Annotated in this window: 29 protein-coding genes; 14 read left to right on the top strand and 15 right to left on the bottom strand. The window is 66.8% G+C overall.

Going from position 1 to position 25,088, the window contains the following annotated elements; all coding sequences use genetic code 11:
* Positions 1-106: 106 nt before the first annotated feature.
* The gene (locus WAW17_RS06640) at positions 107-1,591 is read right to left on the bottom strand and encodes a PLP-dependent aminotransferase family protein (RefSeq protein WP_422332206.1); all 1,485 of its coding nucleotides are present in this window, start codon (positions 1,589-1,591) and stop codon (positions 107-109) included.
* A gap of 62 nt (positions 1,592-1,653) precedes the next feature.
* Between WAW17_RS06640 and WAW17_RS06635 the strand changes: the two genes are divergently transcribed.
* Both WAW17_RS06635 and WAW17_RS06630 read left to right on the top strand, forming a co-directional pair.
* The gene (locus WAW17_RS06635) at positions 1,654-1,842 is read left to right on the top strand and encodes a hypothetical protein (protein WP_422332205.1); all 189 of its coding nucleotides are present in this window, start codon (positions 1,654-1,656) and stop codon (positions 1,840-1,842) included.
* A 36-nt stretch (positions 1,843-1,878) separates the two neighbouring features.
* Entirely contained in the window at positions 1,879-2,415 is a 537-nt protein-coding gene (locus WAW17_RS06630) for a methylated-DNA--[protein]-cysteine S-methyltransferase (RefSeq protein ID WP_422332204.1), read from the top strand.
* Positions 2,416-2,625: 210 nt separating this feature from the next.
* Here the strand turns inward: WAW17_RS06630 and WAW17_RS06625 are convergent, their stop codons facing one another.
* The gene (locus WAW17_RS06625) at positions 2,626-3,915 is read right to left on the bottom strand and encodes an adenylosuccinate synthase (RefSeq protein WP_422332203.1); all 1,290 of its coding nucleotides are present in this window, start codon (positions 3,913-3,915) and stop codon (positions 2,626-2,628) included.
* Positions 3,916-4,142: 227 nt separating this feature from the next.
* Here WAW17_RS06625 and WAW17_RS06620 point away from each other — a divergent pair, with 227 nt between their 5' ends.
* Together WAW17_RS06620 and WAW17_RS06615 are read left to right on the top strand one after the other, a co-directional pair.
* Positions 4,143-4,796: a hypothetical protein gene (locus WAW17_RS06620; protein ID WP_422332210.1), complete on the top strand. Its 654-nt coding sequence runs from the start codon at positions 4,143-4,145 to the stop codon at positions 4,794-4,796.
* Positions 4,793-5,566 (top strand): site-2 protease family protein, encoded by a 774-nt coding sequence (locus WAW17_RS06615; RefSeq protein WP_422332202.1) that lies wholly within the window; start codon positions 4,793-4,795, stop codon positions 5,564-5,566. Before WAW17_RS06620 ends, WAW17_RS06615 begins: the two co-directional genes overlap by 4 nt.
* On the opposite strand, the gene WAW17_RS06610 is transcribed toward WAW17_RS06615, so the two are convergent.
* Positions 5,563-6,066 carry a winged helix-turn-helix transcriptional regulator gene (locus WAW17_RS06610; protein ID WP_422332201.1) on the bottom strand — a complete coding sequence of 168 codons (504 nt, stop codon included), beginning with the start codon at positions 6,064-6,066 and terminating at the stop codon, positions 5,563-5,565. The genes WAW17_RS06615 and WAW17_RS06610 overlap by 4 nt on opposite strands.
* Positions 6,067-6,190: 124 nt before the next feature.
* Between WAW17_RS06610 and WAW17_RS06605 the strand changes: the two genes are divergently transcribed.
* The 3 genes from WAW17_RS06605 (at position 6,191) to WAW17_RS06595 (ending at position 9,671) form a co-directional block, all read left to right on the top strand.
* Positions 6,191-7,600 (top strand): MFS transporter, encoded by a 1,410-nt coding sequence (locus WAW17_RS06605; RefSeq protein WP_422332200.1) that lies wholly within the window; start codon positions 6,191-6,193, stop codon positions 7,598-7,600.
* Positions 7,597-8,340: an acyl-CoA thioesterase gene (locus tag WAW17_RS06600; protein ID WP_422332199.1), complete on the top strand. Its 744-nt coding sequence runs from the start codon at positions 7,597-7,599 to the stop codon at positions 8,338-8,340. The genes WAW17_RS06605 and WAW17_RS06600 overlap by 4 nt, the downstream gene beginning before the upstream one ends.
* A gap of 173 nt (positions 8,341-8,513) precedes the next feature.
* Positions 8,514-9,671, top strand: coding sequence for a lycopene cyclase family protein (locus WAW17_RS06595; protein ID WP_422332198.1), 1,158 nt, complete (start codon positions 8,514-8,516; stop codon positions 9,669-9,671).
* Positions 9,672-9,674: 3 nt separating this feature from the next.
* On the opposite strand, the gene WAW17_RS06590 is transcribed toward WAW17_RS06595, so the two are convergent.
* Positions 9,675-10,631 carry a helix-turn-helix transcriptional regulator gene (locus tag WAW17_RS06590; RefSeq protein WP_422332197.1) on the bottom strand — a complete coding sequence of 319 codons (957 nt, stop codon included), beginning with the start codon at positions 10,629-10,631 and terminating at the stop codon, positions 9,675-9,677.
* Between the two features lie 64 nt (positions 10,632-10,695).
* Between WAW17_RS06590 and WAW17_RS06585 the strand changes: the two genes are divergently transcribed.
* A complete protein-coding gene (locus WAW17_RS06585; protein WP_422332196.1) occupies positions 10,696-11,157 on the top strand; it encodes a pyridoxamine 5'-phosphate oxidase family protein in 462 nt (153 codons plus the stop codon).
* Positions 11,158-11,174: 17 nt separating this feature from the next.
* Here the strand turns inward: WAW17_RS06585 and WAW17_RS06580 are convergent, their stop codons facing one another.
* From WAW17_RS06580 to WAW17_RS06565, 4 genes are all read right to left on the bottom strand, one after another.
* A complete protein-coding gene (locus WAW17_RS06580) occupies positions 11,175-11,597 on the bottom strand; it encodes a hypothetical protein (protein WP_422332195.1) in 423 nt (140 codons plus the stop codon).
* Between the two features lie 100 nt (positions 11,598-11,697).
* The gene (locus WAW17_RS06575; protein ID WP_422332194.1) at positions 11,698-12,618 is read right to left on the bottom strand and encodes a cation diffusion facilitator family transporter; all 921 of its coding nucleotides are present in this window, start codon (positions 12,616-12,618) and stop codon (positions 11,698-11,700) included.
* Positions 12,619-12,707: 89 nt separating this feature from the next.
* The gene (locus tag WAW17_RS06570) at positions 12,708-13,781 is read right to left on the bottom strand and encodes an FUSC family protein (protein ID WP_422332209.1); all 1,074 of its coding nucleotides are present in this window, start codon (positions 13,779-13,781) and stop codon (positions 12,708-12,710) included.
* A gap of 58 nt (positions 13,782-13,839) precedes the next feature.
* A complete protein-coding gene (locus WAW17_RS06565) occupies positions 13,840-14,256 on the bottom strand; it encodes a DUF3151 domain-containing protein (RefSeq protein WP_422332193.1) in 417 nt (138 codons plus the stop codon).
* A gap of 109 nt (positions 14,257-14,365) precedes the next feature.
* On the opposite strand from WAW17_RS06565, the gene WAW17_RS06560 reads away from it, so the two are divergent.
* Positions 14,366-15,292, top strand: a complete 927-nt coding sequence (locus WAW17_RS06560; RefSeq protein WP_422332192.1) for a transcriptional regulator — start codon at positions 14,366-14,368, stop codon at positions 15,290-15,292.
* A gap of 60 nt (positions 15,293-15,352) precedes the next feature.
* Here the strand turns inward: WAW17_RS06560 and fbaA are convergent, their stop codons facing one another.
* Positions 15,353-16,387: a class II fructose-bisphosphate aldolase gene (fbaA, locus tag WAW17_RS06555; RefSeq protein WP_422332191.1), complete on the bottom strand. Its 1,035-nt coding sequence runs from the start codon at positions 16,385-16,387 to the stop codon at positions 15,353-15,355.
* A gap of 250 nt (positions 16,388-16,637) precedes the next feature.
* Between fbaA and WAW17_RS06550 the strand changes: the two genes are divergently transcribed.
* Together WAW17_RS06550 and WAW17_RS06545 are read left to right on the top strand one after the other, a co-directional pair.
* Positions 16,638-17,324 carry a VTT domain-containing protein gene (locus tag WAW17_RS06550; protein WP_422332208.1) on the top strand — a complete coding sequence of 229 codons (687 nt, stop codon included), beginning with the start codon at positions 16,638-16,640 and terminating at the stop codon, positions 17,322-17,324.
* A 25-nt stretch (positions 17,325-17,349) separates the two neighbouring features.
* On the top strand, positions 17,350-18,015 hold the full coding sequence (locus WAW17_RS06545) for a DedA family protein (protein WP_422332190.1): 666 nt from the start codon (positions 17,350-17,352) through the stop codon (positions 18,013-18,015).
* An 85-nt stretch (positions 18,016-18,100) separates the two neighbouring features.
* Here WAW17_RS06545 and WAW17_RS06540 read toward each other — a convergent pair whose 3' ends face one another.
* From WAW17_RS06540 to WAW17_RS06530, 3 genes are read right to left on the bottom strand one after another with little or no spacing between them, the layout of a single operon-like run.
* Positions 18,101-19,219: a glycoside hydrolase family 76 protein gene (locus tag WAW17_RS06540; RefSeq protein ID WP_422332189.1), complete on the bottom strand. Its 1,119-nt coding sequence runs from the start codon at positions 19,217-19,219 to the stop codon at positions 18,101-18,103.
* 33 nt (positions 19,220-19,252) lie between these two features.
* Positions 19,253-19,936 (bottom strand): TrmH family RNA methyltransferase, encoded by a 684-nt coding sequence (locus tag WAW17_RS06535; RefSeq protein ID WP_422332207.1) that lies wholly within the window; start codon positions 19,934-19,936, stop codon positions 19,253-19,255.
* A 55-nt stretch (positions 19,937-19,991) separates the two neighbouring features.
* On the bottom strand, positions 19,992-20,588 hold the full coding sequence (locus tag WAW17_RS06530; protein ID WP_422332188.1) for a DUF6636 domain-containing protein: 597 nt from the start codon (positions 20,586-20,588) through the stop codon (positions 19,992-19,994).
* Positions 20,589-20,742: 154 nt separating this feature from the next.
* Between WAW17_RS06530 and WAW17_RS06525 the strand changes: the two genes are divergently transcribed.
* Positions 20,743-21,189 carry a hypothetical protein gene (locus tag WAW17_RS06525; RefSeq protein ID WP_422332187.1) on the top strand — a complete coding sequence of 149 codons (447 nt, stop codon included), beginning with the start codon at positions 20,743-20,745 and terminating at the stop codon, positions 21,187-21,189.
* On the opposite strand, the gene WAW17_RS06520 is transcribed toward WAW17_RS06525, so the two are convergent.
* Positions 21,173-21,940, bottom strand: coding sequence for a lysoplasmalogenase family protein (locus tag WAW17_RS06520; RefSeq protein WP_422332186.1), 768 nt, complete (start codon positions 21,938-21,940; stop codon positions 21,173-21,175). The genes WAW17_RS06525 and WAW17_RS06520 overlap by 17 nt on opposite strands.
* Before the next feature lie 101 nt (positions 21,941-22,041).
* On the opposite strand from WAW17_RS06520, the gene WAW17_RS06515 reads away from it, so the two are divergent.
* Positions 22,042-22,683 carry a ScbR family autoregulator-binding transcription factor gene (locus tag WAW17_RS06515; RefSeq protein ID WP_422332185.1) on the top strand — a complete coding sequence of 214 codons (642 nt, stop codon included), beginning with the start codon at positions 22,042-22,044 and terminating at the stop codon, positions 22,681-22,683.
* Between the two features lie 159 nt (positions 22,684-22,842).
* Positions 22,843-24,111 carry a benzoate/H(+) symporter BenE family transporter gene (locus WAW17_RS06510; protein WP_422332184.1) on the top strand — a complete coding sequence of 423 codons (1,269 nt, stop codon included), beginning with the start codon at positions 22,843-22,845 and terminating at the stop codon, positions 24,109-24,111.
* A 13-nt stretch (positions 24,112-24,124) separates the two neighbouring features.
* Here WAW17_RS06510 and WAW17_RS06505 read toward each other — a convergent pair whose 3' ends face one another.
* Positions 24,125-24,637 (bottom strand): DUF1992 domain-containing protein, encoded by a 513-nt coding sequence (locus WAW17_RS06505; RefSeq protein WP_422332183.1) that lies wholly within the window; start codon positions 24,635-24,637, stop codon positions 24,125-24,127.
* A gap of 36 nt (positions 24,638-24,673) precedes the next feature.
* Positions 24,674-25,088 (bottom strand): IclR family transcriptional regulator domain-containing protein (locus tag WAW17_RS06500; RefSeq protein WP_422332182.1); only part of this gene is annotated, 415 nt, incomplete at its 5' end.

The following is a 25,088-nucleotide window of genomic DNA, read 5'->3' as shown; positions in this document are numbered from 1 at the left end:
AATCGACACGGTCCGGTAAGAACGACCTGCTTGCACATCGATTTGCCGGAAACAGACGCAATTGCGTGTGTTTCCGGCAAATCCGTGTGCTTCGGTGCGACACCCGTCAGACGACGAGACCAGGTTCGGACATCACCGGATCGACGGCCAGGGTGTTGTAGGCGGCGGCCACTGCGTCGACGCCGCGGCGCAGTTCGTCCGATGTGTGTGCGTAAGGCAGTCGCAGGAAATGCTCGAAGGCGCCTTCCACACCGAATCGCGGTCCGGCGGCGAGCAGAACCCCGAACCCCGGTGACGTCGCCGCCAACGCCGTCGACACCGGCGCCGGCATCCGCAGCCACAGCGACAAACCACCCGTACCGATGGTCGGACTCCAGTCGGGCAGCCGCGCAGCGAGGGACTCGAGCATCACCGCACGCTGCTCCCGCAACGAGCTGCGCCGCGGGCCGAGCACCGGCTCTTCGTCTGCGAGCAGGTGAGCGGCGGCCAGCTGGTCCATGACAGGTGTACCGAGGTCGACGGCGGCGCGCGCCCCCGCCAGACGCGTGATCAGCGACGGGTCTGCCCGGATCCATCCCACACGCAGCCCGCCCCAGAACGACTTGGCCGTCGAACCGATCGTCACCACCTCCGATTTGGCCGCCCCACGCCCGTACGCGGCGACCGGGCCCGGTGACGGCTCGTCCAGCCACAGGTCGACCATCGTCTCGTCCACTACCAGTGTCATGCGCGTCTCGCGGGCGATCCTCGCCAACTCTGCCCGGCCGGGTGCGTCGAGGCACAGCCCGGTGGGGTTGTGGAAGTCCGGGATCAGGTAGGCCATCCGGGCGGCCGTCTGCCGGGCCGCACTGCGGATGCCGTCGAGATCCCAGGCACCCGACGCGCCACCCTCGGGACGGACGGGAACCGGCACAGGTCGGGCGCCGACCCGGCGGATCGCCTCGAGCGCGTTGGGATACGTCGGATGGTCCACGAGCACCCGTTCGCCGGGTGCCGTCAGGACGTTCAGCAGCAGTCGAAGCGCGTGCTGCGCGCCCGACGTCACCATGATCTGTTCCGGTGTGGTCGCGAGCCCTCGGGCCTGATAGCGGGCGGCGATCACGTCACGAAGCGCGCCGATCCCCACCGGTTCCATGCCGTGCGTCGGAAGGAATTTCGGAAGCGCTTGCAGCGCAATGGAGTACGCCTCTTCCACCGCTTCCGCCGGCGCCGCCATGGCCGCATAACTCAGGTCGATCACCGAACTTCCCGCGCCAGGCAGATGGGCCCGGAACATCGGTCCGCTCGGCTTCACCCCGGCCGGCAGCGCGACGGTGCTGCGCGAACCCTGACGGCTGATCAGATAACCTTCGTCCCGCAGAACCGCATACGACGACGTGATCGTGGTGCGGCTGAGTCCCAGCACCGACGCCAGTTCCCGCTCACTCGGCAGAGCCACTCCGAGCGGTATCCGGCCGTCGTGAACGAGCAACCGGATGCCGTCGGCGAGGGCCCGGTAGGCGGGGCGGGCGGCCGAACGACGGGTGGTGTCGTCCTGCCAGTTGCCGAGGTCCCTGGTGAGTGAGCGCACGCCGAGTACACGAGTCATCATGCAGTCCAGTATCAGTCTCTTGGCTATTCGTTTCCAAGCCGGTTGCGACCAAGCTCGGCGTCATGACAACAGTGATCGCCCTCGTGTGCATGGTGCTGATGGCTGCGGCAATCGCCCGTTATGGGCCGAAAGAAGATGGTCAAGGACTGTTTCGGCTCGTGCAGTTCCGATTCGGCGCGCCGCTGGGCGGAATCTTCCAGGATGTTCCGCCGAGCAGTCCAGTTTCCAGCGATTGGCCTGATCGGCAGTGACCACCGAATGTCGGAGGTAACGCGCATACTGGTGCGGTGACCACGGGACTCGCCCTGTTCGACACCGCCTTCGGCACCTGCGCCATCGCATGGCGCGCGGCCGGGATCGTGGGCGTGCAACTGCCCGAGACCTCCCCCGAGGCCACCCGGCAGCGCATCGAGCAGTGCTTTCCGGACTCGGTGGAGCATCCACCGCCCGCCCCGGTCCAGCGAGCGATCGACGGAATCCGCGACCACCTCAGCGGTGCCCTCGACGACCTCCGGTGGATCGACCTCGATTTCGAAGGCATACCGGAGTTCGACTGCAACGTCTACGAGGTTGCCCGCAGCATCGACCCCGGATCCACGCTCACCTACGGTGACGTGGCTGCCGAACTCGGCAAACCCGGCGCCGCCCAGGCCGTCGGCCAGGCCCTCGGACGAAACCCGCTCCCCATCGTGATCCCCTGCCATCGAGTACTCGCCGCAGGGAACCGGGTGGGCGGCTTCTCCGCCGGCCGCGGCGTCCTCACCAAACGCGAACTACTGGCGCTCGAGCACGCACCCGGTTTCGACGACCCGGTCCTGTTCTGACCACAGTCCCGTCCGTCCCGCGCCGTTACCCCCACCGCGCCGCCGCCCAATGTCACAGTGGTTCAATCCAACTGCACCGGTGTCACATTGGGCCAGCAGGTGTCCCCACCGCGCCGTCGCCCAATGTCACAGTGGTTCAATCCAGCTGAACCGGTGTCACATTGGGCGAAACACGCGGGACGACGGAAGCGCGGAACGCCGGACGACGGGTCAGCGCACCACGTCGCGGCGGACGATGGTCTCGTCTCGACCGGGGCCGACGCCGATGCAGGAGATGTACGCACCGGACAGCTCCTCGAGCCGCTGTACGTAGTTCTGCGCGGCGACCGGCAGCTCCTCGAAGGTGCGGCAGTGGGAAATGTCTTCCCACCAACCCGGCATTTCTTCGTAGATGGGCTTGGCGTGGTGAATGTCGGTCTGCGACATGGGCATTTCTTCGTGCCGCACTCCGTCGACGTCGTAGGCGACGCAGATCGGGATGGTGTCGAGACTGCTGAGCACGTCGAGCTTGGTGAGGAAGTAGTCGGTGATGCCGTTGACACGGGTGGCGTAGCGGGCGATCACGGCGTCGAACCAGCCGGTGCGACGGGCGCGGCCGGTGGTGACGCCCACTTCGCCACCGGTCTTGGCGAGGTATTCACCGTGCTGGTCGAAGAGTTCGGTGGGGAACGGTCCGGAGCCGACACGGGTGGTGTAGGCCTTGAGGATTCCCAGCACCGTGGTGATCCGGGTGGGCCCGATGCCCGAGCCCACGGCCGCGCCACCCGACGTCGGGTTCGACGACGTCACGTACGGGTAGGTGCCGTGGTCGACGTCGAGAAGCGTTCCCTGCGATCCCTCGAGGAGGATGGTCTCGCCACGTTCGAGGGCCTGGTTCAGTTCGAGCCGGGTGTCCGCGATGCGGTGCTTGAAACCGCTTGCCTGCTCGAGGACCTCGTCCACCACCTGCTGGGGGTCGAGAGCCTTACGGTTGTAGATCTTGACCAGCACCTGGTTCTTGAATTCGAGAGCGGCCTCGACCTTCTGGGTGAAGATCTTCTCGTCGAGCACGTCCTGGACGCGGACGCCGACGCGGGCGAGCTTGTCCTGGTAGCAGGGACCGATACCGCGGCCGGTGGTGCCGATCTTCTTGGCGCCGAGGAAGCGTTCGGTGACCTTGTCGATGGCCACGTGGTACGGCATGATCAGGTGCGCATCGGCCGAGAGCAGCAGACGGCTGGTATCGACATTCCGCTCCTCGAGACCGGCGAGCTCGGTGAGCAACACTCCCGGATCCACCACGACCCCGTTGCCGATCACGTTCATGACGCCGGGCGTGAGGATTCCCGACGGGATGAGGTGCAGAGCGAACTTGTCGCCGTTCGGAAGAACCACGGTGTGGCCGGCGTTGTTACCGCCCTGGTAGCGGACCACCCACTGCAGGCGTCCGCCTAGTAGATCGGTAGCTTTGCCCTTGCCCTCGTCGCCCCACTGGGCGCCGATCAGGACGATTGCCGGCATGACGTTGTCTCCTACGGTCGACGTACAGCCGTGTCCGACTGTGTGGTCCTGCCGTCGAGGCAGTGGCCGGGGGAACAGTCTAGCCGAGGGCTCCGACAGCAGGCTTTCCGAGCCGTTCTGGAGCGGCCTCCGAAGGGTTGTCCGCCGGCCGACATAGGATGGTCGACAGGGAATGCTGCGGGAATCGCGGCGGGAGATCCGGGCGAGGAGTGGCGTTGACCCCCGTAGTGCTCATTTGCGGTGATGCGCCGCTTCCCCTTCCTCTGGGATCCGTCTCGGCGTCCAGTGCACCTGCGGTCCCCGGCAAGGACGACTTCGACGAGGTCTTTTCCAAACTGCAGGTGGCCGAGAGTCCTCGGCTCATCGTGGTGGGCAGCGATGCCGCCCTGGCCGCAACCCTCACCCGGCTGATGCGAACCGATCGCCTGCACATCGAGCTGGCCTACGTCACCGAACACCATTCCGACGCCACCGATGCGTACAGCCTGGCCGTCGGAGCCCGCGCCGCGCGCACGGCCCTGAAGGGAATCGCCAAGCCCGTCCCCCTCATTCGCGACGACGCAGGCATCGCGCTGGTCGGTCTCGCCTCCGTCACCGGCCCGGGCGGCGAGCCTCTGGTCGGTGAAACCTACGTCGACGACACAAGGTTGTTCTCCGGCGCCACGCCCGGCATGCAGGTCCGGCCGATCCCGCGCATGCCCGGTCTGCGGGCCTCCGTTCCACCGCGCCGGCGCTGGCTCCCCCGTCGCTGGGTGGAGGGACGCGCGGTGCAGCTGGGATCGCCTGCCGCAGCCCTGACCCGCGACGGTGTCCTCAATCCTCGTGACCTGAAGCGTTCGACGTTCTACCGGCACGACCGAGAGTGGCTGCTGGTTCGATGAACCGTCCCGGTGTGCGGCCGACCGTGGTCCGGCCCAGTCCTGTCTTCCTGCTCGTGACAGCCGTCGCCGTCACGGGCGGGGTGCTGGCATGGCGGGCCGAGCCGGAGTCCGTGCTCGGCCACGTAGGTGTCTTCCTGTTGGTGGTCGCCGGGTGGGTGGTGACGCTCTGCCTCCACGAGTTCGCGCACGCCTATACCGCCTGGCGGCATGGCGACACCGACGTCGAGGTGCGGGGTTACCTCACGCTCGATCCGTTGAAGTACAGCCATCCCCTGCTGTCGATCGGTCTGCCGGTGTTGTTCATCGCGCTGGGTGGTATCGGATTGCCGGGCGGCGCTGTGTATCTGCGCACGGGACTGTTCTCACCGAAAGTTCAAGCCCGGGTTTCGCTCGCCGGCCCTGCCGTGAACCTGGTATCTGCGGTGGTGCTGCTCGTCGTCATCCGCTGGTTCGGCCTGGGCGGCGAGCATCAGGTGTTCTGGTGGGGCCTCAGCTTCCTTGCGTTCCTGCAGGTGATGGCGACCGTCCTCAACCTTCTTCCCGTTCCGGGCCTCGACGGCTACGCGGCCCTCGAACCGTTTCTACCGTCGCGCACCCGGCGGTCGATCGAGCAGTACAAGCCGTACGGACTGCTGATTCTCGTGGCCCTGCTGTTCGTGCCGTCCGTCAACGTGGTGTTCTTCGACGCCATCTATGCGCTGTTCGAACTGTCGGGAGTACCAGGGATCTTCGCGCAGTACGGCAACTACCTGATGCGTTTCTGGCTTTAGCGCCGAATGCGGCGGGCTTCTTCCGCCGTGAAGTTGGGAGTCAACCGCAGTTCGGTGAGCGGAACCTCGCGATCGGGACTGCGCACCTCCACCCGGACGGGTTCGCCGGTGGTGTCGTCGCGAAGTCCGATGGGTCCCCCGCGCTCGCCCTGCAGGTACTTGTCGCCCCATTGCATGAGCGCCAGCACCGCGGGCAGGAGATCGCGACCCTTCTCGGTGAGCAGGTATTCGTAGCGGGTCCGCTGGCCGGGCACCTTGTACGGCGAGCGCTCGAACAGTCCCTCGGCGGTGAGTTCACGCAACCGTGATGCCGCTACGGCCTCGGTGATCCCGACGCGCCGAGCGAAGTCGTCGAAACGCGTGGTGCCGTAGTACGCCTCCCGCAGGATGAGCATGGCCGAGCGTGTACCCACCACCTCCATCGCCCTTGCGATGGAGCAGTGCGTTGCCTGCCAGGCATCACGATCCGCGAGAAATCCGTCCAGTCGTGCCGCATCCATATCCCCAGGCTACCTAACTTTTCCTCACCATAGCCAGACGTCAAAGGCCCGGGAGAGCCGGGACAACCCCCCGGCATCGAATGCTGACTTGCTAACCCCATAGTCAGATGTAGAGTGTCTGACTATGTACCTCAATAGTCAGGTGAGTGAGGAGGTGCGGCTCGGCCCGCTCCTCACCGTCCTCTCCGGCGCAGCGTTCGTCGCGAGCCTCGACCTCTTCGTCGTCAACGTCGCCTTCGGGGACATCGGCGCCAGTTACCCCGGTTACAGCCTCGGCGACCTCAGCTGGGTGCTGAACGGCTACGCGATCGTGTTCGCAGCCCTCCTCGTCCCGCTCGGACGCTGGGCCGACCGCGTCGGCCGCCGCCGTGGATTCCTCCTCGGACTCGCACTGTTCACCGCCGCGAGCGCAGCGTGCGCCCTGAGCCCGTCGCTGTGGCTACTCGTCGCCTTCCGGCTCGTGCAGGCCATCGGTGCCGCCGCCCTCACACCCTCCGGGCTCGGGCTGCTGATCAGCACCGTCGCCGAGGCGAAACGAGCCGGTGCCGTGCGTATCTGGGCTGCGGCCGGTGCGGCCGCGGCAGCGCTCGGACCGGTAGTCGGCGGGCTTCTCGTCGAGGCGTCGTGGCGATGGGTCTTCCTGATCAATATCCCGGTCGGTGTCGCACTGCTGATCGCGACGGTCCGGGTCGTGCCCGAATCACGCCCCGCCGTCACCGACACCGAACTCGACCTGCTCGGTGCCGCACTACTGACCCTGGGCATCGGTGCCCTGTCGCTCGGTCTGGTTCAGGGACCGGACTGGGGATGGACGGACGCGAGAATCGCCGTCGCGTTCATCGTCGCTCTCGTCTCCCTCGCGCTCTTCTGGCGGAGCAACAGCCGCCACCGCGCGCCTCTCCTCGAACCCGCCCTGCTGCGGGTGCGTACCTTCGCCTGGTCCAACGTGACCGCCCTCGCCTTCAGCGCCGCATTCGCCGCCGGGCTGCTCGCGAACATCCTCTGGCTGCAACAGGTCTGGGGATACTCGGCGCTCCGCACCGGTCTGGCCATCGCCCCGGGACCGTTGATGGTGCCCGTGTTCGCCGTCGTCGGCCAGCGTCTGGCGCAGCGGGTATCCGCCGGCGCCCTCACCGCAGCGGGCAGCGCGCTATGGGCCGTGGGCGCCGTGCTCGTGCTGGTGTCGGTCGGACCCGAACCGCACTACGCGTCGCACCTGCTGCCCGGTTGGCTGATCGCCGGAGTGGGAGTGGGCCTGGCACTGCCCACCATCTTGTCGTCCGCCACCGCCGGACTACCGCCGTCCCGGTCGGCCACCGGCAGCGCCGTCATCAACATGACCCGGCAGATCGGCACCGTCCTGGGCGTGAGTGTCCTCGTTGCGGTCCTCGGCACGTCCGTCGACCATGGCGCCACCCACGCGGCGTTCCGCTCCGCCTGGTGGCTGGTGGCAGCGGTCGCCGTCGCCGCAGCAGCCACCGCATTCGGAATGACTTCCCGCACCCCCTCAGAGAAAGCCGAGGTCCTGTCATGATGCCCGCGATCACCGATGCGTTTCCCCACGAATTCGACTCCACCTGGAGGGGTTTCGGAGGTGTGCACGGCGGTCTCGTCGTAGCCTCGATGGTGCACGCCGCCACGGCCGAGTCCGGAGCCGTCCCGGTGTCGGCGTCCGCCCACTTCACGAGGCCGGTCCAGCCGGGACCTGTCGACGTCCGGGTCGATGTCGAGCACGGCGGACGAACCCCCAGCGTCCGCACCGCGATGGGCGACTCCGCCAACGGCATGGTGCGGCTCACCCGCACGCCGGGGCTCACAACTTGGCCCCCGGTTCCGCGCGACTTCGACAATGTCGATCCCGAAAGTCTTTCGCCACTGGAGATTCCGGTCGACTTCGTCCCCTTCTCTCAGTATCTCGACATCCGGCCGGTCAACGTGGCGCGCCCCTTCGCGGGCGGCGACGTGCCGGAGTTCGAGGTCTGGATCCGCCTGGTCACTCCCATCGCGTTCACCACGGCGGAACGTGCGGCCGTCTTGCTCGACGCACTGCCGCCGGGATTGTTTGCGACGTTCACCACGCCGGTTCCCATCCCGACGGTCGAGTTCACCGCCCATTTCTCCCCCGTGAGCACATCACGCACCGACTGGCACCACCTCCGGAACCGGACGGTCTGGGCCACCGGCGACCTGTGTGTCGACGAATCCGAACTGTTCACCTCCTCCGGTCACCTGGTGGGCCAGGCCCGCCAGGTCCGCCGCATTCTCACGTCCTGATCACCTCGGAAAGTGATGAATCATGAGAGGTGTAGGCGCGGTTGAGCGCGCGTGAACCTCAGCACGTCACGAACGTCACGCGGCGCCGGGGCCGCGAAAGTGGTCGAATGGGAGGACACAACCGACAGGGGAGGACCGGCAATCATGAACCTCGAACCGGCACACGCGCAATCGTGACGGAGGCAGCGGATGGCGGCATTGCCATTCTCGGCGCGGGTCTGAGCGGACTGACCCTCGCCGCGCACCTTGCGCAGATCTCCGCGCGTCCCGGCCCGATCGTGCTGGTCGACGACGGCTCGCGGGACATCCGTACCGCAGCCTGGGCGTCGTGGTCACGCCGTCCCGGTCTGCTCGACACCGCAGCGGGCGAACAGTTCGACCGTCTCCGAGTCCATGCGGGGGGCCGGGCCCGAACACTCGCACTCGGCGGGTTTCGGTACCGCACCGTACGCGGCGCCGACCTCGCTGCACTCGTCCACGACCACACCGAGGCCGCAGGCGACATCAGCTTTCGTACCGGTCATGTGGTGGCAGTGGAGGACCCCACGCGTCCTCGGGTGGTGCTCGCCGACGGAAGCGAACTGCGCCCCGACTGGGTTTTCGATGCACGGGGCGTGGAACGGACCGACGCCGCGCCCGATGCCTGGCTGGATTTCCGCGGATGGCGGGTGCGCACGGAGTTACCACATTTCGGAACCGAGATCCCCACGCTGTTCGACTTCCGGACCGCCCAGGACCGGGCGGCCTCCTTCGTGTATGTGCTGCCCACCACCGCCCACCGTGCACTCGTCGAACACACATCGTTCGCCCACCCGGCCGCACCCCCCACGGGCGACGACGCACACGATGAGGCGCTCGGCGAATACCTCTCCACCGTGCTCGGTATCGACGAGGGCTCCCGCGTGATCGAGACCGTGGAATCCGCGAGATTGCCGTTGTCGTCCTCGAGGGCTCCCACCCGCCGGGACGGCCGGATCATGACGATCGGTTCGGCCGGCGGCCTGCTCAAGGCGAGTACCGGGTATGCGTTCCAGCGGATCCAGCGCGACAGCGCGGCGATTGCGCGGTCCTTCGTCCGGCACGGTCACCCGTACGATGTGCCGACGCCGCCGGCCCGTTTCGCCCACTACGACAGGGCGTTACTCCGGGCGGTCGTAGACGAGCCGAGCGTGCTCGAGCGTGCCTTCGCGGGGCTGTTCGATCGAGCCTCCGCCGAACCGATCCTGCGATTCCTGGACGAGGACTCGACCCCGTGGGAGGAGGCCAGACTGTTCGCCTCCCTCCCCGCAGCCCCGCTGGTCAGGGCGATGGCTCGTCGACAGGAGGTCTGAGTCTCAACCGTTCCGGCGCATCATCGCTTCCCCGACGCCGCGGAGTGCGGTCCGTAACGATTCCGGCTCGAGCACCTCGATGCCGGCACCCGCCGCCGCCAGCTGATCGAGCGCCACGTCCTCCGCTTCGAGTAGCAGGTCCACAGTGACCCAGCCCTCCTCGTCCGGCGGCCCGGGATCCACGCGGGCGGCCTCAACTCCGATCCGTTGCGGCAGCTGGCGCCACGCCCACGGAGACAGCCGCACCCGGCACGGGAACCGCAGCAGCGCTCGGTCGAACTCGGCCGCCGAGGTGGTCCACCACTCCCCCAGGTCGAAGGCGTCCGGACGCACCGCGGGCGCAGCGAGAACCGTTGCTTCGGCGATCTTCGACACCCGGTACGACAATGTCCTGCCTCGATGCTGCGCAACGAGATACCAGACGCCCGCCTTGGCCACCAGCCCCAGCGGGTCGAGGGTTCTCGAGGCTGCGCGACTTCCCTTGCGGTAGCGAATCTGCAGACGGCGCCCGCCGAACACCGCGGACGCCAGCTCGGCGAGGTGGCCGTTGTCGTGCGGTGCGGTGAACCAGCCGGGGGCGTCGACGTAGAGACGGTCGCGCCACAACTGCGCCCCCGCGCGTAACGGAATCGGCAACGCCCCCAACAGCTTCGACCGCGCGGCGTCGGCCACGTCCCGAAGACCCAGGTCGTCGGCAATCGCCGGCACACCCAGCAGCATCAGCGCCGACGTCTCCTGGCCCGTCATGTAGGCAAGCTTCGACTGCCACCCGGCGAGTAGCCGGATGCCGCCACCCGGGCCGCTCTCCGTCCACATCGGGACACCCGCCCCGGACAGCGCCGACACATCGCGGTACACCGTCCGCACCGAGACACCCAGTTCGTCGGCGAGTTGCCGAGCCGTGACGCCGCGACTGCCCTCCAACCGCAGCATGACTTCGACCAGCCGGCTCGAACGCATATCCGGAGTCTAGGAAAAAATTGCTGACAACACGTGTCAGTGATGCCCGCGCACACTGACAGTCATGACCAAGTGGACACAATTCGAATCAGAAGCACCCGACCTCGCCAAGGCCGTCGCCGCACGCTTCGAGGCCCACAAGCATCATGTGCTGGCGACACTCCGGAAGGGCGGTTCACCGCGGGTCAGCGGCACCGAAGTGGAGTTCCACGACGGCACCCTGCTGCTCGGCTCGATGGTCGGCGCCCGGAAAGTGCTGGACCTGCGCCGGGATCCGCGGTACGCATTGCACAGCAATCCCGGGCATCACACCATGGAGGGTGGCGACGCGAAGATCAGCGGTCGCGCCCACGAGATCGCCGGGGAACGTAAGCAACGGATCGTCGACCACTATCCGGACGAGATCGCCGAAGCCGACGTCTTCGAACTCGACGTCGACGAAGTCGTCCTCACCACCTTCGACGGCGATCACCTGTACCTCGATCTGTGGCGACCGGGCAAGGGCGTCACCCGGTTCACCAAATGACGGTCACCGTATGAAGCTCACTGCGTGACGGCGAATCCGAAGCCGAGGGTGCAGGTCGCCGCGGTGCCCTCGGTTCCGTCCGGGTCGTACGTGCCGCCCGGGACGAGGTGAGCGGTGAATCCGGGCAGGTCCTTCTGCGCGGCCTGGCCTTCCCCTGGTTCACGGGGCAGCAGCGGCCCTGACATGCCGACAGTCGGGCCTGCCTGACCGAGGTTGAGGTAGGACACCTGGGTGTCGATCGTCGCGTCAGGATTGTCCTCGACCTCGAATTCCCAGGAGACCTCGTCGCCGGTCTTCTCCACCTCCAAGGCCCCTGGCTCGCAGTTCGCCATCGGATCCGGTGTGAACGGTGCGGCGGACCCGACAGCCGGTGCGGCGAGAAGTGCGGCCGCACCGACTGCGGCAGCGATGGGCTTGACGAAAACTCCGAGCGTGGACATGGCATTCCTCCGTCGTGTGAGAGATCCCCGGTACCTGCAGTTGTGACACGCGGGTACCCACAACGCCGTCGGAGCTATCGGAAGGAAACGACGGACCCTGTCACCAGGTGACGTTCTTGGCGCAATGCTGTCCGTTCGCCGTCGACTCCACCTGCACCGTGGCGTGAGAGAGCTGGTGACTTTCGAGCACGGTGCGTGCGGACTCGAGGACCACGGCCGAATCGGCATCGGTGGTGAGGTGGACGGTGGCCACGTCCATTCCGGTGGTGAGGGTCCAGATGTGGAGGTCGTGCACGCCGGTGACACCGGGCAACGCAGCCAGGTCAGCCCCCACCGTCCGGACGTCCACATCGGCGGGCGACGCCTGAGTCAGGATCCGGAGGGACGCGGCCGCGAGTTTCGCGGCGCGGGGCACCACCCAGAGCGAGATCAGGACACCGACGACGATATCGGCGTAGACCCAGTTGAAGGCGAGCACGAGAGCACCCGCGATGAGAACTCCCACGCTGCCGACCGCGTCGGCGAGCACTTCCAGGTACGCGCCCCGCACCGCCAGGCTGTCCTTCGAGTCCGCGCGCAGCATCAGCATGACGACAAGGTTGGCAACCAGTCCGGCTCCGGCGGTGAGGATGAGAGCGAGGCCGGGTATTTCGGGTGCGTCCCCGATCCTCGTGATCGCCTCGTAGAACACCCACACGGCCACGGCGAACAGCATCGCGGCGTTCGCCCCCGCCGTGAGCACCTCCGCACGGTGCCAGCCGAAGGTCCGCGCGGCGGTGGCGCTGCCCTTGCGGGCGAGCAGAAGCGCCGTCAGTCCCATCGACATACCGACGACGTCGGTCAGCATGTGCCCGGCATCTGCAAGCAGCGCCAACGAGTTGACGGCGAGACCGACACCCGCTTCGAGAACCAGGAATGCGAGGAGAATCCCGAGGGCGATCGTCATCCGCCGGATGCGGCCCTTCGACGGGCCGACCTCACCACCGGCATGACCGTGCGAATGACCGTGCCCCACACCCATATGTGCGCTCCTCCCGAGTTCTGCCGATCATATGCATACCTACGCATATGATCAACCGCTCGGCCGCCTGTGAGGGATCCCGACCAGGATCAGATTTCCGGCGGGTATGCGGGCTTCTCGACCGTGGGCGGCAGCGTCGCAATGGCCGAGATGCGGCTCAACCCGACCACCTGAAGAAGATCGACCGTCAGCGAACGAACCTGCGCGAAGACGACGGTGGCCGACAGTCCCGCGTTCGCCAGCATGTCCGGATCGAGCCCCGTCGCCACGGAACGCAGCACCCGTGCCGCTTCGACCTGGTCCGGCTGCTGACCGGGGTCGGCGAGAACCATGCGACGCAGGACGTCGATGGCCTGAGCCAGCTTCTCGATCTGATCGACGAGGAGAGGATTCAGGATCTCGTCGTCACGTACCAGGGTGAGGGATCGCCGGGCGATCACCCGGATGTTTCGCATCGCGTTATCGATGGGGTCCGCAGCGTCCGCCAGCCGCTGAAGACGTCCGCGGGTGTTCCAGTACAGCGGTGAGATGCGGCTGATCTCCCTGCCACCGGCCAGTTGCGTCCGCATTGCGTCGATGGACGTCTGGGTGGCGCGGGCCTTGCGCAGCGCCTCTTCGATCGGTTTGTCGTCGTTGGCGATCAGTCCGTCTGCCACCAACTGCAGCACCTCGCCGCCCGTTCCGAGGATGTTGGCCGCCACTCTCCTCGCACGTCCCACCGGGTGTGTGGGGATCAACGCCACCACTGCGATACCCACCAGCCCGCCGACGAGGGCGTCGACCATCCGATGGATGCCGGCATTGTCGCCCGGCGGCAGGAGAGTCGCGACGAGTACGGCGGAGTTCCCCGCCTGCATCGAGAAGATCGGACCGCTGTTGATCAAGACCGCGGCCGACATGGCCAGCACCACCACGAGCGCGATCTGCCAGGCACCGCTGCCGATGACCGACACGATGAGATCGCCGACACCGATGCCGATGGTGACGCCGCACACCAACTCGACGGATCGACGCAATCGAGCGCCGAGTGACAGTCCGAGCGAGACCACCGCCGCAATCGGCGCGAAGAACGGCGTGACGTGACCGACGACCACCGTCGCGACCCACCAGGCGCAGCCGGCGGCGAGCGCGCACTGCAGTATCGGGAGGGCGGAGACTCTCAGTCGTTGTAGTGACGCCCGAACACCGACACGACCCCGAACCTTTGCAGCGGTGAGGGCGTCAGCCGAGGCCAAGCGCTTCGGCAGCCCGGGGATCACTGTCCTCGAGAAGATCGAGGCACCGTGCGTACTCGTCCGACTCACCGATCTCCTTCGCGGCCTTGGCCAGCACTGCAACGCAGCGGAGGAATCCGCGGTTGGGCTCGTGGCTGTAGGGAACGGGGCCGAAACCCTTCCAGCCGTTGCGTCGCAACTGGTCCAGACCCCGGTGATATCCGGTTCGCGCGTACGCGTAGGCGGTGATGGTCTCGCCCGCCGTCAGGGCGGCCTCGGCCAGATACGCCCATGCGATCGACGCGGTGGGGTGAGCGGCCGCCACCGAAGCGGGATCCTCATGGTTCAACAGGGCCGACTCGGCCTCGTCGTCCCCGGGGAGAAGCGTGGGCTGCGGTCCGAGAAGGTCACCGAAAGACGTCATGCGCCCATTGTGCCCCCGTCACCGGTTCTCCACTGCGCCGCCCTACAAGGATTCGATGTCGTTAGGCTGCCACTGACGTTTCATTTCTCTGCAGACCGAGGGGCAGCGCGTGCAGGACCCGAAGAAAGACGATTCGACTCAGAAACCGGCTACGTCCACACCGGCAGCAGAGCCGTTGCCCGAGAAAGCCGGGCCCGGGAAAAGCGGCCCCGGGGAAAGTGACGGCGCCGACGCGGTCACCAAGGCCATTCCCGCGCAGAGGGCAGCGGCGCCGGCGACCGAGGCAGCGACCGTGAAGATGCGCCGCACTCCCCAGCAGGCCCAGGACGAGCAGAAGCAGCCGTCCGACACGAAGACCGTGGCGATCCCGGTCTCGAAGCCTTCGGTTCCTGCCGCTCCGCCGCCGCCTCGGCCTGCCGCAGACCAGCCCGCGGCGTCGCGGCCCCCTAATCCGCAACCGGCCCCTAATCCGCAACCGGCTCCCCCGCGTCCGGCCGGTCCCCCACCGAAAGCTGCTCCTCAGCGGATCCTGCCGCCGAAGCAAAACGAACCGCAGCGTATTGCGCCCGCCGCCGCTGCGCCGAAAAAGGTCGGGGAGAAGAAGCGCGGACGGGCGTGGCTGTTCGCTGCCATCGCGGCCGGTGTGCTCGTGATCGCGGCCATCGCCGTTGCCGGGGTGGTCGTCTACAACAACAACGGCGAGAACTCGGCCGAAGCCCAGGTACAGGAAACAATCGACACCTTCGTCGCGGCCCTCACCCAGGGTGATCTCGCAACACTGCGCGCCAGCACGTGCGGCGCCCTCGCGGACTACTACCAGGGCATTCCCGATCGGGAATTCGCCGATGTGCACCGGATGGCGGTCACGCAGCAGAACGTGCCCGTGGTCGGTGGGGTCGACGCGGTCCAGATCACCGGTGAAACCGCCATCGCCCAGGTGAAGGCGCACACCGCGGCCAACCCCGGCGAGCAGTCGTGGCGCACGTTCAACCTCGAGAAGGTCGACGGCACCTGGAAGATCTGCGACCCCCGTTGAACAACCGGGCGCCCTCCCGGGTGGCGGTAGCCCCCCGGGAGGGCGTTCGAGCACGAAGGACTATCCGGAAACGGAACGCCCTGCGGACTTGAGGTCGTTGCAGGCCTCGATGACGCGGGCGGTCATGCCGGCTTCAGCCTTCTTGAGGTAGCTGCGCGGGTCGTAGAACTTCTTGTTACCCACCTCACCGTCGATCTTCAGCACACCGTCGTAGTTGGTGAACATATGGCCGACGATGGGCCGGGTGAACGCGTACTGGGTATCGGTGTCGACGTTCATCTTCACGACACCGAAGTTCAGCGCATCCTCGATCTCCGACTTCAGCGAGCCCGATCCGCCGTGGAAGACGAAATCGAACGGCTTCGCACCCTCCCGCAGACCCAGCTTGGCGGTGGCGACCTTCTGACCGGTCTCCAGAATCTCGGGGCGCAGCTTGACGTTGCCAGGCTTGTAGACACCGTGGACATTGCCGAACGTCGCAGCGAGCAGGTACTTGCCGTTCTCGCCGGTGCCCAGTGCGTCGACGGTCTTCTCGAAATCCTCCGGGCTGGTGTACAGCTTGTCGTTGATCTCGGCCTCGACGCCGTCCTCCTCACCACCGACGACACCGATCTCGACCTCGAGAATGATTCTGGCGGCCTTCGACAGGACGAGGAGTTCCTTCGCGATCTCGAGGTTCTCGTCGATCGGGACTGCGGAACCGTCCCACATGTGCGACTGGAACAGCGGGTTGCGGCCGGCGTTCACGCGCTGCTGCGAGATCTCGAGCAGCGGACGCACGAAGCCGTCCAGCTTGTCCTTCGGGCAGTGATCGGTGTGGAGTGCGATCGTGACGTCGTACTTGGCGGCGATGACGTGAGCGAACTCGGCGAGCGCGACCGCGCCCGTCACCATGTCCTTGACGCCCAGGCCCGAACCGAACTCGGCGCCACCGGTCGAGAACTGGATGATGCCGTCACTGCCTGCGTCCGCGAAGCCCTTGATGGCGGCGTTGATGGTTTCGGAAGAGGTGCAGTTGATGGCCGGGAAGGCAAAGGAGTGCTCCTTGGCTCGACCAAGCATCTCGGCGTAGACCTCGGGAGTCGCGATTGGCACGGCGGCAGTCCTCCATAAACGAGTCGATTTCGACGCGCGCGATCAGCACGGCGCGCGATGTGTCCTAGCAGTATGGCAATACTGCAGCCGTAAGTCTCCCGGTGCCCGGCCCCGAACCCTGTTTTCGGTATGCCGAGAGCGCACCCGAAACACGGTGACCAGCAGCATTCCGACACGGCGCGCATACGCCGGTACGCTGAGGGCCGTGATTGTGCAGGCAGCGTCGGAATCCGTGACCAACCTTGCGTTGATGCCGGGATTTCTCGACCCGGTAAATCTTCTCAACTCGTTCGGCGCCTGGGTGCTGGTGGGACTACTCGTCGTGGTCTTCATCGAGTCCGGATTGCTGTTTCCGCTGCTTCCCGGCGATTCACTCCTCTTCACCGCGGGTCTCATCGCTGCATCGAAGTCCACCGAGATCGAACCGTTCGCACCCCTCTGGGCCCTGCTGGTACTGATACCGATCGCCGCGATCCTCGGCGACCAGGTGGGCTTCCTCATCGGCGCCAAGGGCGGAACGGCCCTGTTCAACAGTTACGACGCCCGCTTCTTCAAGAAGCAGTACATCGACGAGTCGCACGCGTTCTTCGAGAAGTACGGTCCGGTCACGATCATCCTGGCCCGGTTCGTTCCGATCGTCCGGACCTTCGCTCCCGTCGTCGCCGGTGCGTCCCGGATGAAGTACTCCCTGTTCCTCACCTACAACATCGTGGGTGGCATCCTGTGGGGTGCGGGCGTCACGATGCTGGGCTACCTGCTGGGCCAGATTCAGTTCATCCGCGACAACATCGACATCATCTTCCTGCTGATCGTCTTCGTCTCGGTGCTGCCGATCATCATCGAGGTCGGCAAGCGCCTCCTCAGGGCCCGCAAGACCGATTCCGTCGAAGCAGCCGAGCCTGCTCCCGTCGAAGCACCCACCGACCCCACCTCCTGATCACGATCGAGGCGACGCTCTGACCATGGTCTTCTCCGCATCGGACAGTTTCGGGCCTCTTGCCTCCGCCGGCCCGGCTCTGGTGTGGATCATCGTCCTCACCTTCGTGTTCATCGAATGCGCGGTGATCCTCGGACTGTTCCTCCCCGGCGACTCGATGCTCATCACCGCGGGAATGGTGCTGGCCGGTCACTCGTCCGGGGCAGGCCACGTGTGGTCGCTCTCGGTCGGGACGATGATCGCCGCCATTGCCGGCAACCAGGTGGGATACGCCATCGGACATCGCACCGGCAACCACGTGCTCGCGCGCAGGGGCGGCAAGTACGTCAATTACCAGAACCTCCACCGCGTCAATCTCCTCCTCGAGCGCCATGGCTTCTGGGCGGTCCTCATCGCCCGGTGGATTCCGTGGGTGCGCACCCTCTGCCCGATCATCGCCGGCGCGGCGAAGATGAACCACACCAAATACACGGTGGCGAGCAGTATCGGCGCCATCTTGTGGGCGCCGGTGCTCCTGCTCCTCGGTTTCTATGGGGGCACCTTCCTCCAGCAGGTTCCCTGGCTCCTACCTGCCGTCCTCTCGGCGATGGTCTGTCTGCTGCTGATCGGGACAGCGGTCGGAATCTGGCACTACCGCCAGGAGATGGCGCGCCCGGTCGAGGAAGTCATCGTCGAGGAAGTGCTCGACTAGGGGCTGTCACCCCGCCCCACCTCAGCGCCGCCCGATGATGCACCGGTCTCCTCAGAACGAACCCGTGTGACATCGGGTCACCCGGTCAGGGGTGCGGGTAGCCCGCCGCCGACACCGTGTGAGCGGCCTCCATCAACATCCAGCCCCCGAGTTGGACGGACAGGTCGCGCTCCGGGACGTCGGACGACCGCACGGTCCCTCCGGTGAACGTCGCGATACCCCTGCCGAGCACCGGCAGCTGGGCCTGCCTGCTCCAGTCGTGGCCGAACAGTGGTAGCCCCTCGATGAGCAGACGGTTTTCCCACGCCGCTTCCGCCGACGCCAGTACGAGAGCTGCGGCGATTTCGCGCGCCCGGACATCGGCAGCGCTTTCCGACGGGAGCATCACAGCCGTCAGGGCCAGGTACCGGGCGAGAATACCGTTGAAGAGGCCACCGTCTCCCCCACCGCCGCCGTTGATGACCCCGTTCGTGGTGAGGCGCTCGTCGATGACGTCCACCAGACGATGAATCCGGTGGCGGTGCCGGGGCGCGTCGAAGCGTACCGCCAGTTCGGTTTCGAGCCCGAGCACGGCGCCCTGGCAGTAGGAATAGATGGCCCGCTCGTACACGCCACCCCGATGTACGCCGTCTAGGATGAGGTTGCTGTGCGGGTTCCGCAGCGTGTCGTCGATCCAGTCGGCGACGGCCTGGGCGCGCCACAGCCTGCCGGTGCGGGCCAGCAGGATCCCGGCCGGACCATTGGCCGGGGCGTTGTAGAAGTCCGATCCCTTCCGCCATGGGATGCCGCCGCCGTCCTCGGGAGCCCACGCGTCGAGAAGTTGCGATTCGAGAGTCTGGACTGCACGGCGGTGGTCGACGGAGTGCAGTCGCTGCGCCCGCTCGAGGGCGATGCCCAGCCAAGCCATGTCGTCGTAGTAGTTGTTGGTCCATCCGGACAGGTTGCGCAGACGGTGACCGCGCGCCAGCTTCATGATGCGGCGCCTGCGACGGGGAGTGGGATCCCTCTCGAGTGCGTCGACCGCGCAGTCCAGGAGGTGCGCCTGCCACCAGTAGTGCCAGCTGAAGAACAGTCGTTCGCGTCGCACGGCAGGCCACGCGACGACACCGAGAGCGGTGCCCGGGAGCGCCCAGAGCCGGCGAAGGTGACGACTCACGACCGCATCCTCGGCGGCGTCCGCACGTGCCGACCACTCGTCCTGCATGAAGTTGATCTTGCCTACTCGCCGGGGGTTCCGCTACCACGCACGGTCGAGATCCGCGTGCTGCCGAATCCATGCGTGCATGGCGATTCCGGCCGCGACACCGGCGTTGATGCTGCGGGTGGAGCCGAACTGCGCGATCGACACGGTCATGGCCGCAACCTGTTTCGCCTGCTCGGTGACTCCCGGACCTTCCTGACCGAACAGGAGGAGGCAATCGCGCGGGAGACTCGCCGTCTCGAGCGGGACCGAGCCGGGGGTGTTGTCGACGGCGACGATTGTGAGCCCTCTCTCACGAGCGAACTCCACGAGATCCCCGACCTCGGGGTGATGCACGATGTGCTGGTAGCGATCGGTGACCATTGCGCCGCGCCGGTTCCAGCGCCGGCGTCCCACGATGTGCACCGCCTCGGCAGCGAAGGCGTTCGCAGTGCGTACCACCGTACCGATGTTGGCGTCGTGCCCGAAGTTCTCGATCGCGACGTGCAGGGGGTGGCGCCGGGTGTCGATATCCGCGACGATTGCCTCACGCGTCCAGTAGCGGTAGGCGTCGACCACATTGCGGCGGTCGCCGGCCGCCAGCAATTCGGGGTCGTAGCGCGGGTCCGTCGGGACGGGCTCGTCGTGTTCGTCCACCCACGGGCCGACGCCGTGGGGGTTCTCACCCCATTCGGTGGGGCCCTGCGTTTCGGTGGGGCCCTCTGTTTCGCTGGGCACCAGCGCCGTCACTTCGAGTCCGCCGTACTCGGATTCCGGTTCGCGGTCGGTCACGACGTCAGAACGTCTTGTTCGAATCGGGAGCCACGGTGAATCCGTGGGACGTCTCGTTGTTCACGCAGGTGACCGCGGTGGCTGTCGACGAACACGTGTATCCGAGCTCCACCAGTTCCGACCCGGCGGGCAGTGCCGGGTCCGGTTCGTCCTTACCGGACGTGTAGATGAGGCCACCGGCACACATGAAGGCGCCTTCACCCTCGTTCTCGACGCGGAGGCCGTGGCCCCAGTCGACCATGCAATCGGCCGGTCGCGGGGGCACCGGGGTTGTCGATCCCTGGCATCCCGCCTCGGTACGGGACGGCAGCTTGATGATTCCGCAGTGGAACGCGCCGTCCGGGGAAGTGAAGAAGTACGACTCGTTGTGCTCGTACGGCACATCGACGAGCGTGGTGGTGGTCGGCACCGTGGCCGTCGTGGTGGTCACGGGCGGAACCGTGGTCGTGGGCGGCACCGTGGTCGTGGTGGTGGTGGTCACGGGCGGAACCGTGGTGGTGGACGTTGCCGGAGCCGACGCGTCGGAGGAACCTCCACACCCTGCAAGCATCGGCGCCGAGCCAATGCTCAGACACGCCAACGACACCCGACGCCCCACCATAGGGCCACCTCCATACGCTCGCCTGCTGCCGACACTGCACTCTAACGGCAACAGCCGGGTGGTTCGCCCGCGGTGTGTGACGGCGATCGGACAGGTTCGCCGACCCTGCGGAGAGAGGTGTGTACCGGGACTACGCTGTGCAGGGGAGAACATCGTGAACCATCATCGCATCGTCCGGAACGTCAGTTTCATCACGGCCGGCTATCTCGTCGTCCTCGCCGTCTGGCTGGGATGGCTGATCGAGCACACCCCCGAGGCCACGATTCCATACCAGGTGACGGGTCTGCTGGCGGCATTCGGCTCGGCATTGGGGTTCGGGATGATGGCGGCGCAGCGACCGAGTCGCGCCGACCGCGCACTTGCCCGGCACGGACTCGAGGGCTGGGCCCGCATCGAACACGTCACGCCCCTCCAGCGCGCCGGCGACAACGGCGAACTCGCCGAATTGGACCTGAGCCTCACCGTGCCGGGGTCGGGCAGTTACTCGGGACGCGTGATCTATGAAGTGCGACGCGAGGACGCTCCTCGCTTCGTACCCGGCGAGACCATCACCGTGCTGGTGGACCCGAAGGACCGGGACCACATCATGCTCTGCCCCTGACGCCGGAGCGACTCCTGCTCGATCGGCCCCGACTCCTGCCCGATCGGCCCCCGAGTGCGAGCATTCCCTCGACGAGCAACAACTGGGCCGCCGCATAACTGGCGAGGATCGCCCCCTCGGCTACCGCCCGGCCCGGCTCGCTTCGAACGAAGAGTTTGCGCACCACGATCAGACCGTCCGAGGCCGTGAACAGCAGGCCACCCGCCCCGAGCCAGCTTCGCCGATCACGTCCCGGCACAGACATATTCGCAATGGTCGCGGAGCCGGGGGCTACCGCGGGATCAGCGGACAGTGTCGAGGTGGCACCGAGCAGAGACCCGTACACGGTGAGCGGCGCGGCGACGTCGGCGGCACGCGTGCGGAGCAGTCCCGCCGCCGCCAACCAGCCCGCCAGCCGGGGCACGAGCGCCGCCGCGGTGGGCCGGGCACCGTTCTTCGCCAGCAGGGTCGAGTAGCTGATCTGCATCACCGCGAAGGAACTCGCTCCGCGCACCAGTCGACTGTCGTCGTCCGGATCGATCATGAACACGTCGCCGACGGTCGCGGCAGCGAGCCCCCCGAGCAGAAGCGCGGCGTCCACGGGGTCGATGTCACCCCGGCGCCTCAGCACGCGTACGGCAAGCGCCGGAGCGATCAGGGGCTTCGCGGCCTGCTGAAGTGCCAGACGTCCCGTCACCGCGCCGATCACCGTCGCCAGTGTCGCTCCCACGTACACGATGTGCTCGGCACCCCAGCCGTTTCTCGACTTCACATTTCCTCCAACACTCGCAGTCGTTCCGAGGCTACCGTCCGTGAACGTGATTGACTGAGCCCGTATGGCGGCTGCGAACAGGCGAGTGTGAGGCATAGGCAATGGCACAACAGGCGCGCGCACGGGCCACCCGCCGTCACGTTCTCGAATGTGCCGCACTCAACTTCGAGAAGCTCGGGTACGGCGGCGCCAGCCTGAGCGGGATCCTCGCCTACGCCAATGTCACCAAGGGCGCCTTGTATTTTCATTTCGATTCCAAGAACGCTCTTGCCCGGGCCGTCATCCGGAAACAGCATGAGCTGGCGGTGATGGCTGCCCAGCGGGTGCTCAGCACGTCGCGGTCACCGATGGAGGCAATCCTGTTGTGTGCCAGAGAGATGGCACATCAACTCCTCGCCGAGCCCATCGTTCGTGCGGGCGTCCGCCTCTCACTCGAACTCGGACCTTCCGATGACGCTGCCACCGACCCCTACCGCGAGTGGATCGATACCCTCGTCCGCCTGGCCGACGAGGCGATGGCTGCGGGCGAGCTACGGCGGGATGTTGACACGGCAGCGCTCGCGCGTTATCTGGTCAGCTCGTTCACCGGCATGCAGTTGGTGTCGGAGGCACTGTGCGGCAGATCGGACCTCCATGAGCGACTGGCCGAGATGTGGGCGTTGCTCCTGCCGTCCATTGCGTCACCCGCGATGTTGCCGCACCTTCTCGATTTCGCCGTGTCACGCGTGGAAGCGCGTTTCTGACGCAGCACCCCTGCCTTCCTGTTCACGACCCTGCCGTGACCACTCCACGCGTCGTCGCTATGATCCGCACCACACCTGTTGTACGCAATGCGATACATCCGTTCGCTATGCGTACACCACGCCGATGCGCCGGAGTCGCCCGAGTAGGAAGGCCTCGTATTGACCACCACCGAGGGAACGGCACGCAGCGCGGCCACCCGGATCCGGGATCCTCGCTTCGAGCGCCCACCGTGGCCACCCCCCGGCCCGAGTCGTGTGATCCGCGACCTCGGCGGGACATATGCCGCGAACGGACTGATCGGATTGATCTTCTCCGCGACGGGACCGGTCGCGGTGATTCTGGCAGCCGGTTCCGCGGGCGGCCTCTCGTCCGGCGAGATGGCGTCGTGGATCTTCGGCGTCTTCTTCCTGAACGGCACCCTGACCGTGCTCACCAGCTGGTTGTATCGGCAGCCGCTCGCGTTCTTCTGGACGATTCCGGGCACGATCATCGTCGGCGGATCGCTCACCCACCTGACCTGGCCGGAAGTGCTCGGAGCATTCCTCGTCACCGCCGCCGTCATCCTCACACTCGGTCTCACCGGCAGGGTGCGCCAGGCGATGGGGATGCTGCCGATGCCGATCGTCATGGCCATGGTGGCCGGCGTCTTCCTGAAATTCGGCACCGACCTCGTTCACGCGCTGGAAACCGATGCCGCCGTAGCCGTTCCGATGGTCGTCATCTTTCTCGTCCTCGGATCACGCGCCGCCCTCGCCCGGCGAATCCCGCCCATCCTCGGCGCCCTGGTGGTAGGCGCCGCGATGGTGGCGGTCACCGGCAGGTTCGATCCCGCGCATGCGCCGACGCGCTGGCTGGCGGCACCCGCACTGCAGGCACCCCAGTTCACCTGGCAGGCGATCGTCGAGCTGGTCGTTCCCCTGACCATCACCGTGATCGTCGTCCAGAACGGGCAGGGTTCGGCGGTGCTGAAGGCGGCAGGCCACACGCCGCCCATGAATGTCGCCACCGTCGCCTGCGGAATCTGGTCCGCTGCCGCCGCCGTGGTGGGTGCGGCCTCCTCGTGCCTGACCGGTCCGACCAACGCGCTCCTGGTGGCATCGGGACAACGCACCCGGCAGTACACAGCCGCGATGGTGTGCGGGCTGCTCGCCATGGTCGTGGGCGTGTTCGCGCCACTGTTCGTGCAACTGATGCTGGCGACGCCGGTCGCGTTCGTCGCGACCCTCGGCGGCCTGGCCATGGTAAGAGCGTTGCAGGTCGCGTTCGTCGCGGCATTCGCGAACCGCTTCACCCTGGGTTCGCTCGCAACATTCCTGGTGACGGTGTCAGGCGTTCAATTCGTCAACATCGGGTCGGCGTTCTGGGGTCTGCTCGCGGGTCTGCTCGTTGCCCGCGCGATGGAGCCGGCGGACTTCCGAACGGTGTGAGGGCGCGGCTGTCTCAGCGCGTCCGGTACCACCAGCGACGGCGCGGCGACGAGGGAGGCTCGTCCGACTGCAGCTCGGCCGATTCCGGGCGTTCGGTGGTCGCCGGCCGCGGGCGCACCGGCCGCCGTCGATCCGCCCGCCACCGTTCCACCACCTCGTCCGCATCGACCGGACTCACCGGCACCTGAGGGCCCGACGGCGCCCTGATCCAGTCGACGATCTGCCGATTGAGCTGCGACACCACGTCTCGCACGCTCTGCTCGGTGGGCATACCGCGGACCGTGTCGGGCAGTCGCTCGATCTCCTTGCGGAGCTGCAAGGGCGTGGGTAACAGTGCGTCGGTGGGTAGATTCTCGCGCCGCAGATAATTCTTCACCCACCACAATTCGTCGTCGACATCGCCGGAGTGGGGAATCGGCTTGCCTGATCCGGGAAGATTGTCGAAGTCGCCGCGCTCCTGCGCGAGCCGGATCTGCTTCTCGACCCAACTCTCGAAGTTCACTCCCAGCGGTTTGCGCTCGGTCATGAGGACATTCTGCCAAGATGCGGCGGACGCGACGCCCTACCGCATGATGCTGTACGTCACCGTGGCGATGGCATCCTTCAGCAATCCCACCCAGGCGCCTTCGTCCACTGCGCCGGCACCGATGATCCCGACAGCCGCTGAAATATTTCCCGTCGGTCCGGGCACCCCCAGAGCGACACCGTATCGCCCATAACGGTATTCCTCGCGCTCTCGCGCAATCCCCGTGTCCCGCACCCGGCCGAGGTCCGCTGCAAGCACCTGCGGCACCGTCGCGGTGTATCGCGTCGCCGCGCCCAGACCGCCTGCCACCAGCCGGGCGGGCAATTCGTCCGGCGCGGACGCGAGCAACACCTTGCCGACGGCGGTCGAATGGAGCGGCAACCGGTCGCCGACATCGACCGTCGCAGGACCGGCGCTCCTGCCCGCGCGGTCGATCACGAGGGCAGCGTCA

Source organism: Rhodococcus sp. (in: high G+C Gram-positive bacteria) (assembly GCF_049286785.1).
Lineage (GTDB): Bacteria > Actinomycetota > Actinomycetes > Mycobacteriales > Mycobacteriaceae > Rhodococcus_F.
This window is presented reverse-complemented; position numbering and strand designations above follow the sequence as displayed.

What these genes read in the sequence shown, in the direction of transcription:
- WAW17_RS06530 (WP_422332188.1), bottom strand. Translation starts at nt 20,588, where the DNA reads ATGGTGGGGCGTCGGGTGTCGTTGGCGTGTCTGAGCATTGGCTCGGCG.
- WAW17_RS06585 (WP_422332196.1), top strand. Translation starts at nt 10,696, where the DNA reads ATGACCAAGTGGACACAATTCGAATCAGAAGCACCCGACCTCGCCAAG.
- WAW17_RS06540 (WP_422332189.1), bottom strand. Translation starts at nt 19,219, where the DNA reads ATGCAGGACGAGTGGTCGGCACGTGCGGACGCCGCCGAGGATGCGGTC.
- WAW17_RS06550 (WP_422332208.1), top strand. Translation starts at nt 16,638, where the DNA reads ATGCCGGGATTTCTCGACCCGGTAAATCTTCTCAACTCGTTCGGCGCC.
- WAW17_RS06635 (WP_422332205.1), top strand. Translation starts at nt 1,654, where the DNA reads ATGACAACAGTGATCGCCCTCGTGTGCATGGTGCTGATGGCTGCGGCA.
- WAW17_RS06505 (WP_422332183.1), bottom strand. Translation starts at nt 24,637, where the DNA reads ATGACCGAGCGCAAACCGCTGGGAGTGAACTTCGAGAGTTGGGTCGAG.
- WAW17_RS06625 (WP_422332203.1), bottom strand. Translation starts at nt 3,915, where the DNA reads ATGCCGGCAATCGTCCTGATCGGCGCCCAGTGGGGCGACGAGGGCAAG.
- WAW17_RS06580 (WP_422332195.1), bottom strand. Translation starts at nt 11,597, where the DNA reads ATGTCCACGCTCGGAGTTTTCGTCAAGCCCATCGCTGCCGCAGTCGGT.
- WAW17_RS06600 (WP_422332199.1), top strand. Translation starts at nt 7,597, where the DNA reads ATGATGCCCGCGATCACCGATGCGTTTCCCCACGAATTCGACTCCACC.
- WAW17_RS06610 (WP_422332201.1), bottom strand. Translation starts at nt 6,066, where the DNA reads ATGGATGCGGCACGACTGGACGGATTTCTCGCGGATCGTGATGCCTGG.
- WAW17_RS06590 (WP_422332197.1), bottom strand. Translation starts at nt 10,631, where the DNA reads ATGCGTTCGAGCCGGCTGGTCGAAGTCATGCTGCGGTTGGAGGGCAGT.
- WAW17_RS06565 (WP_422332193.1), bottom strand. Translation starts at nt 14,256, where the DNA reads ATGACGTCTTTCGGTGACCTTCTCGGACCGCAGCCCACGCTTCTCCCC.
- WAW17_RS06545 (WP_422332190.1), top strand. Translation starts at nt 17,350, where the DNA reads ATGGTCTTCTCCGCATCGGACAGTTTCGGGCCTCTTGCCTCCGCCGGC.
- WAW17_RS06575 (WP_422332194.1), bottom strand. Translation starts at nt 12,618, where the DNA reads ATGGGTGTGGGGCACGGTCATTCGCACGGTCATGCCGGTGGTGAGGTC.
- WAW17_RS06640 (WP_422332206.1), bottom strand. Translation starts at nt 1,591, where the DNA reads ATGATGACTCGTGTACTCGGCGTGCGCTCACTCACCAGGGACCTCGGC.
- WAW17_RS06605 (WP_422332200.1), top strand. Translation starts at nt 6,191, where the DNA reads ATGTACCTCAATAGTCAGGTGAGTGAGGAGGTGCGGCTCGGCCCGCTC.
- WAW17_RS06615 (WP_422332202.1), top strand. Translation starts at nt 4,793, where the DNA reads ATGAACCGTCCCGGTGTGCGGCCGACCGTGGTCCGGCCCAGTCCTGTC.
- WAW17_RS06515 (WP_422332185.1), top strand. Translation starts at nt 22,042, where the DNA reads ATGGCACAACAGGCGCGCGCACGGGCCACCCGCCGTCACGTTCTCGAA.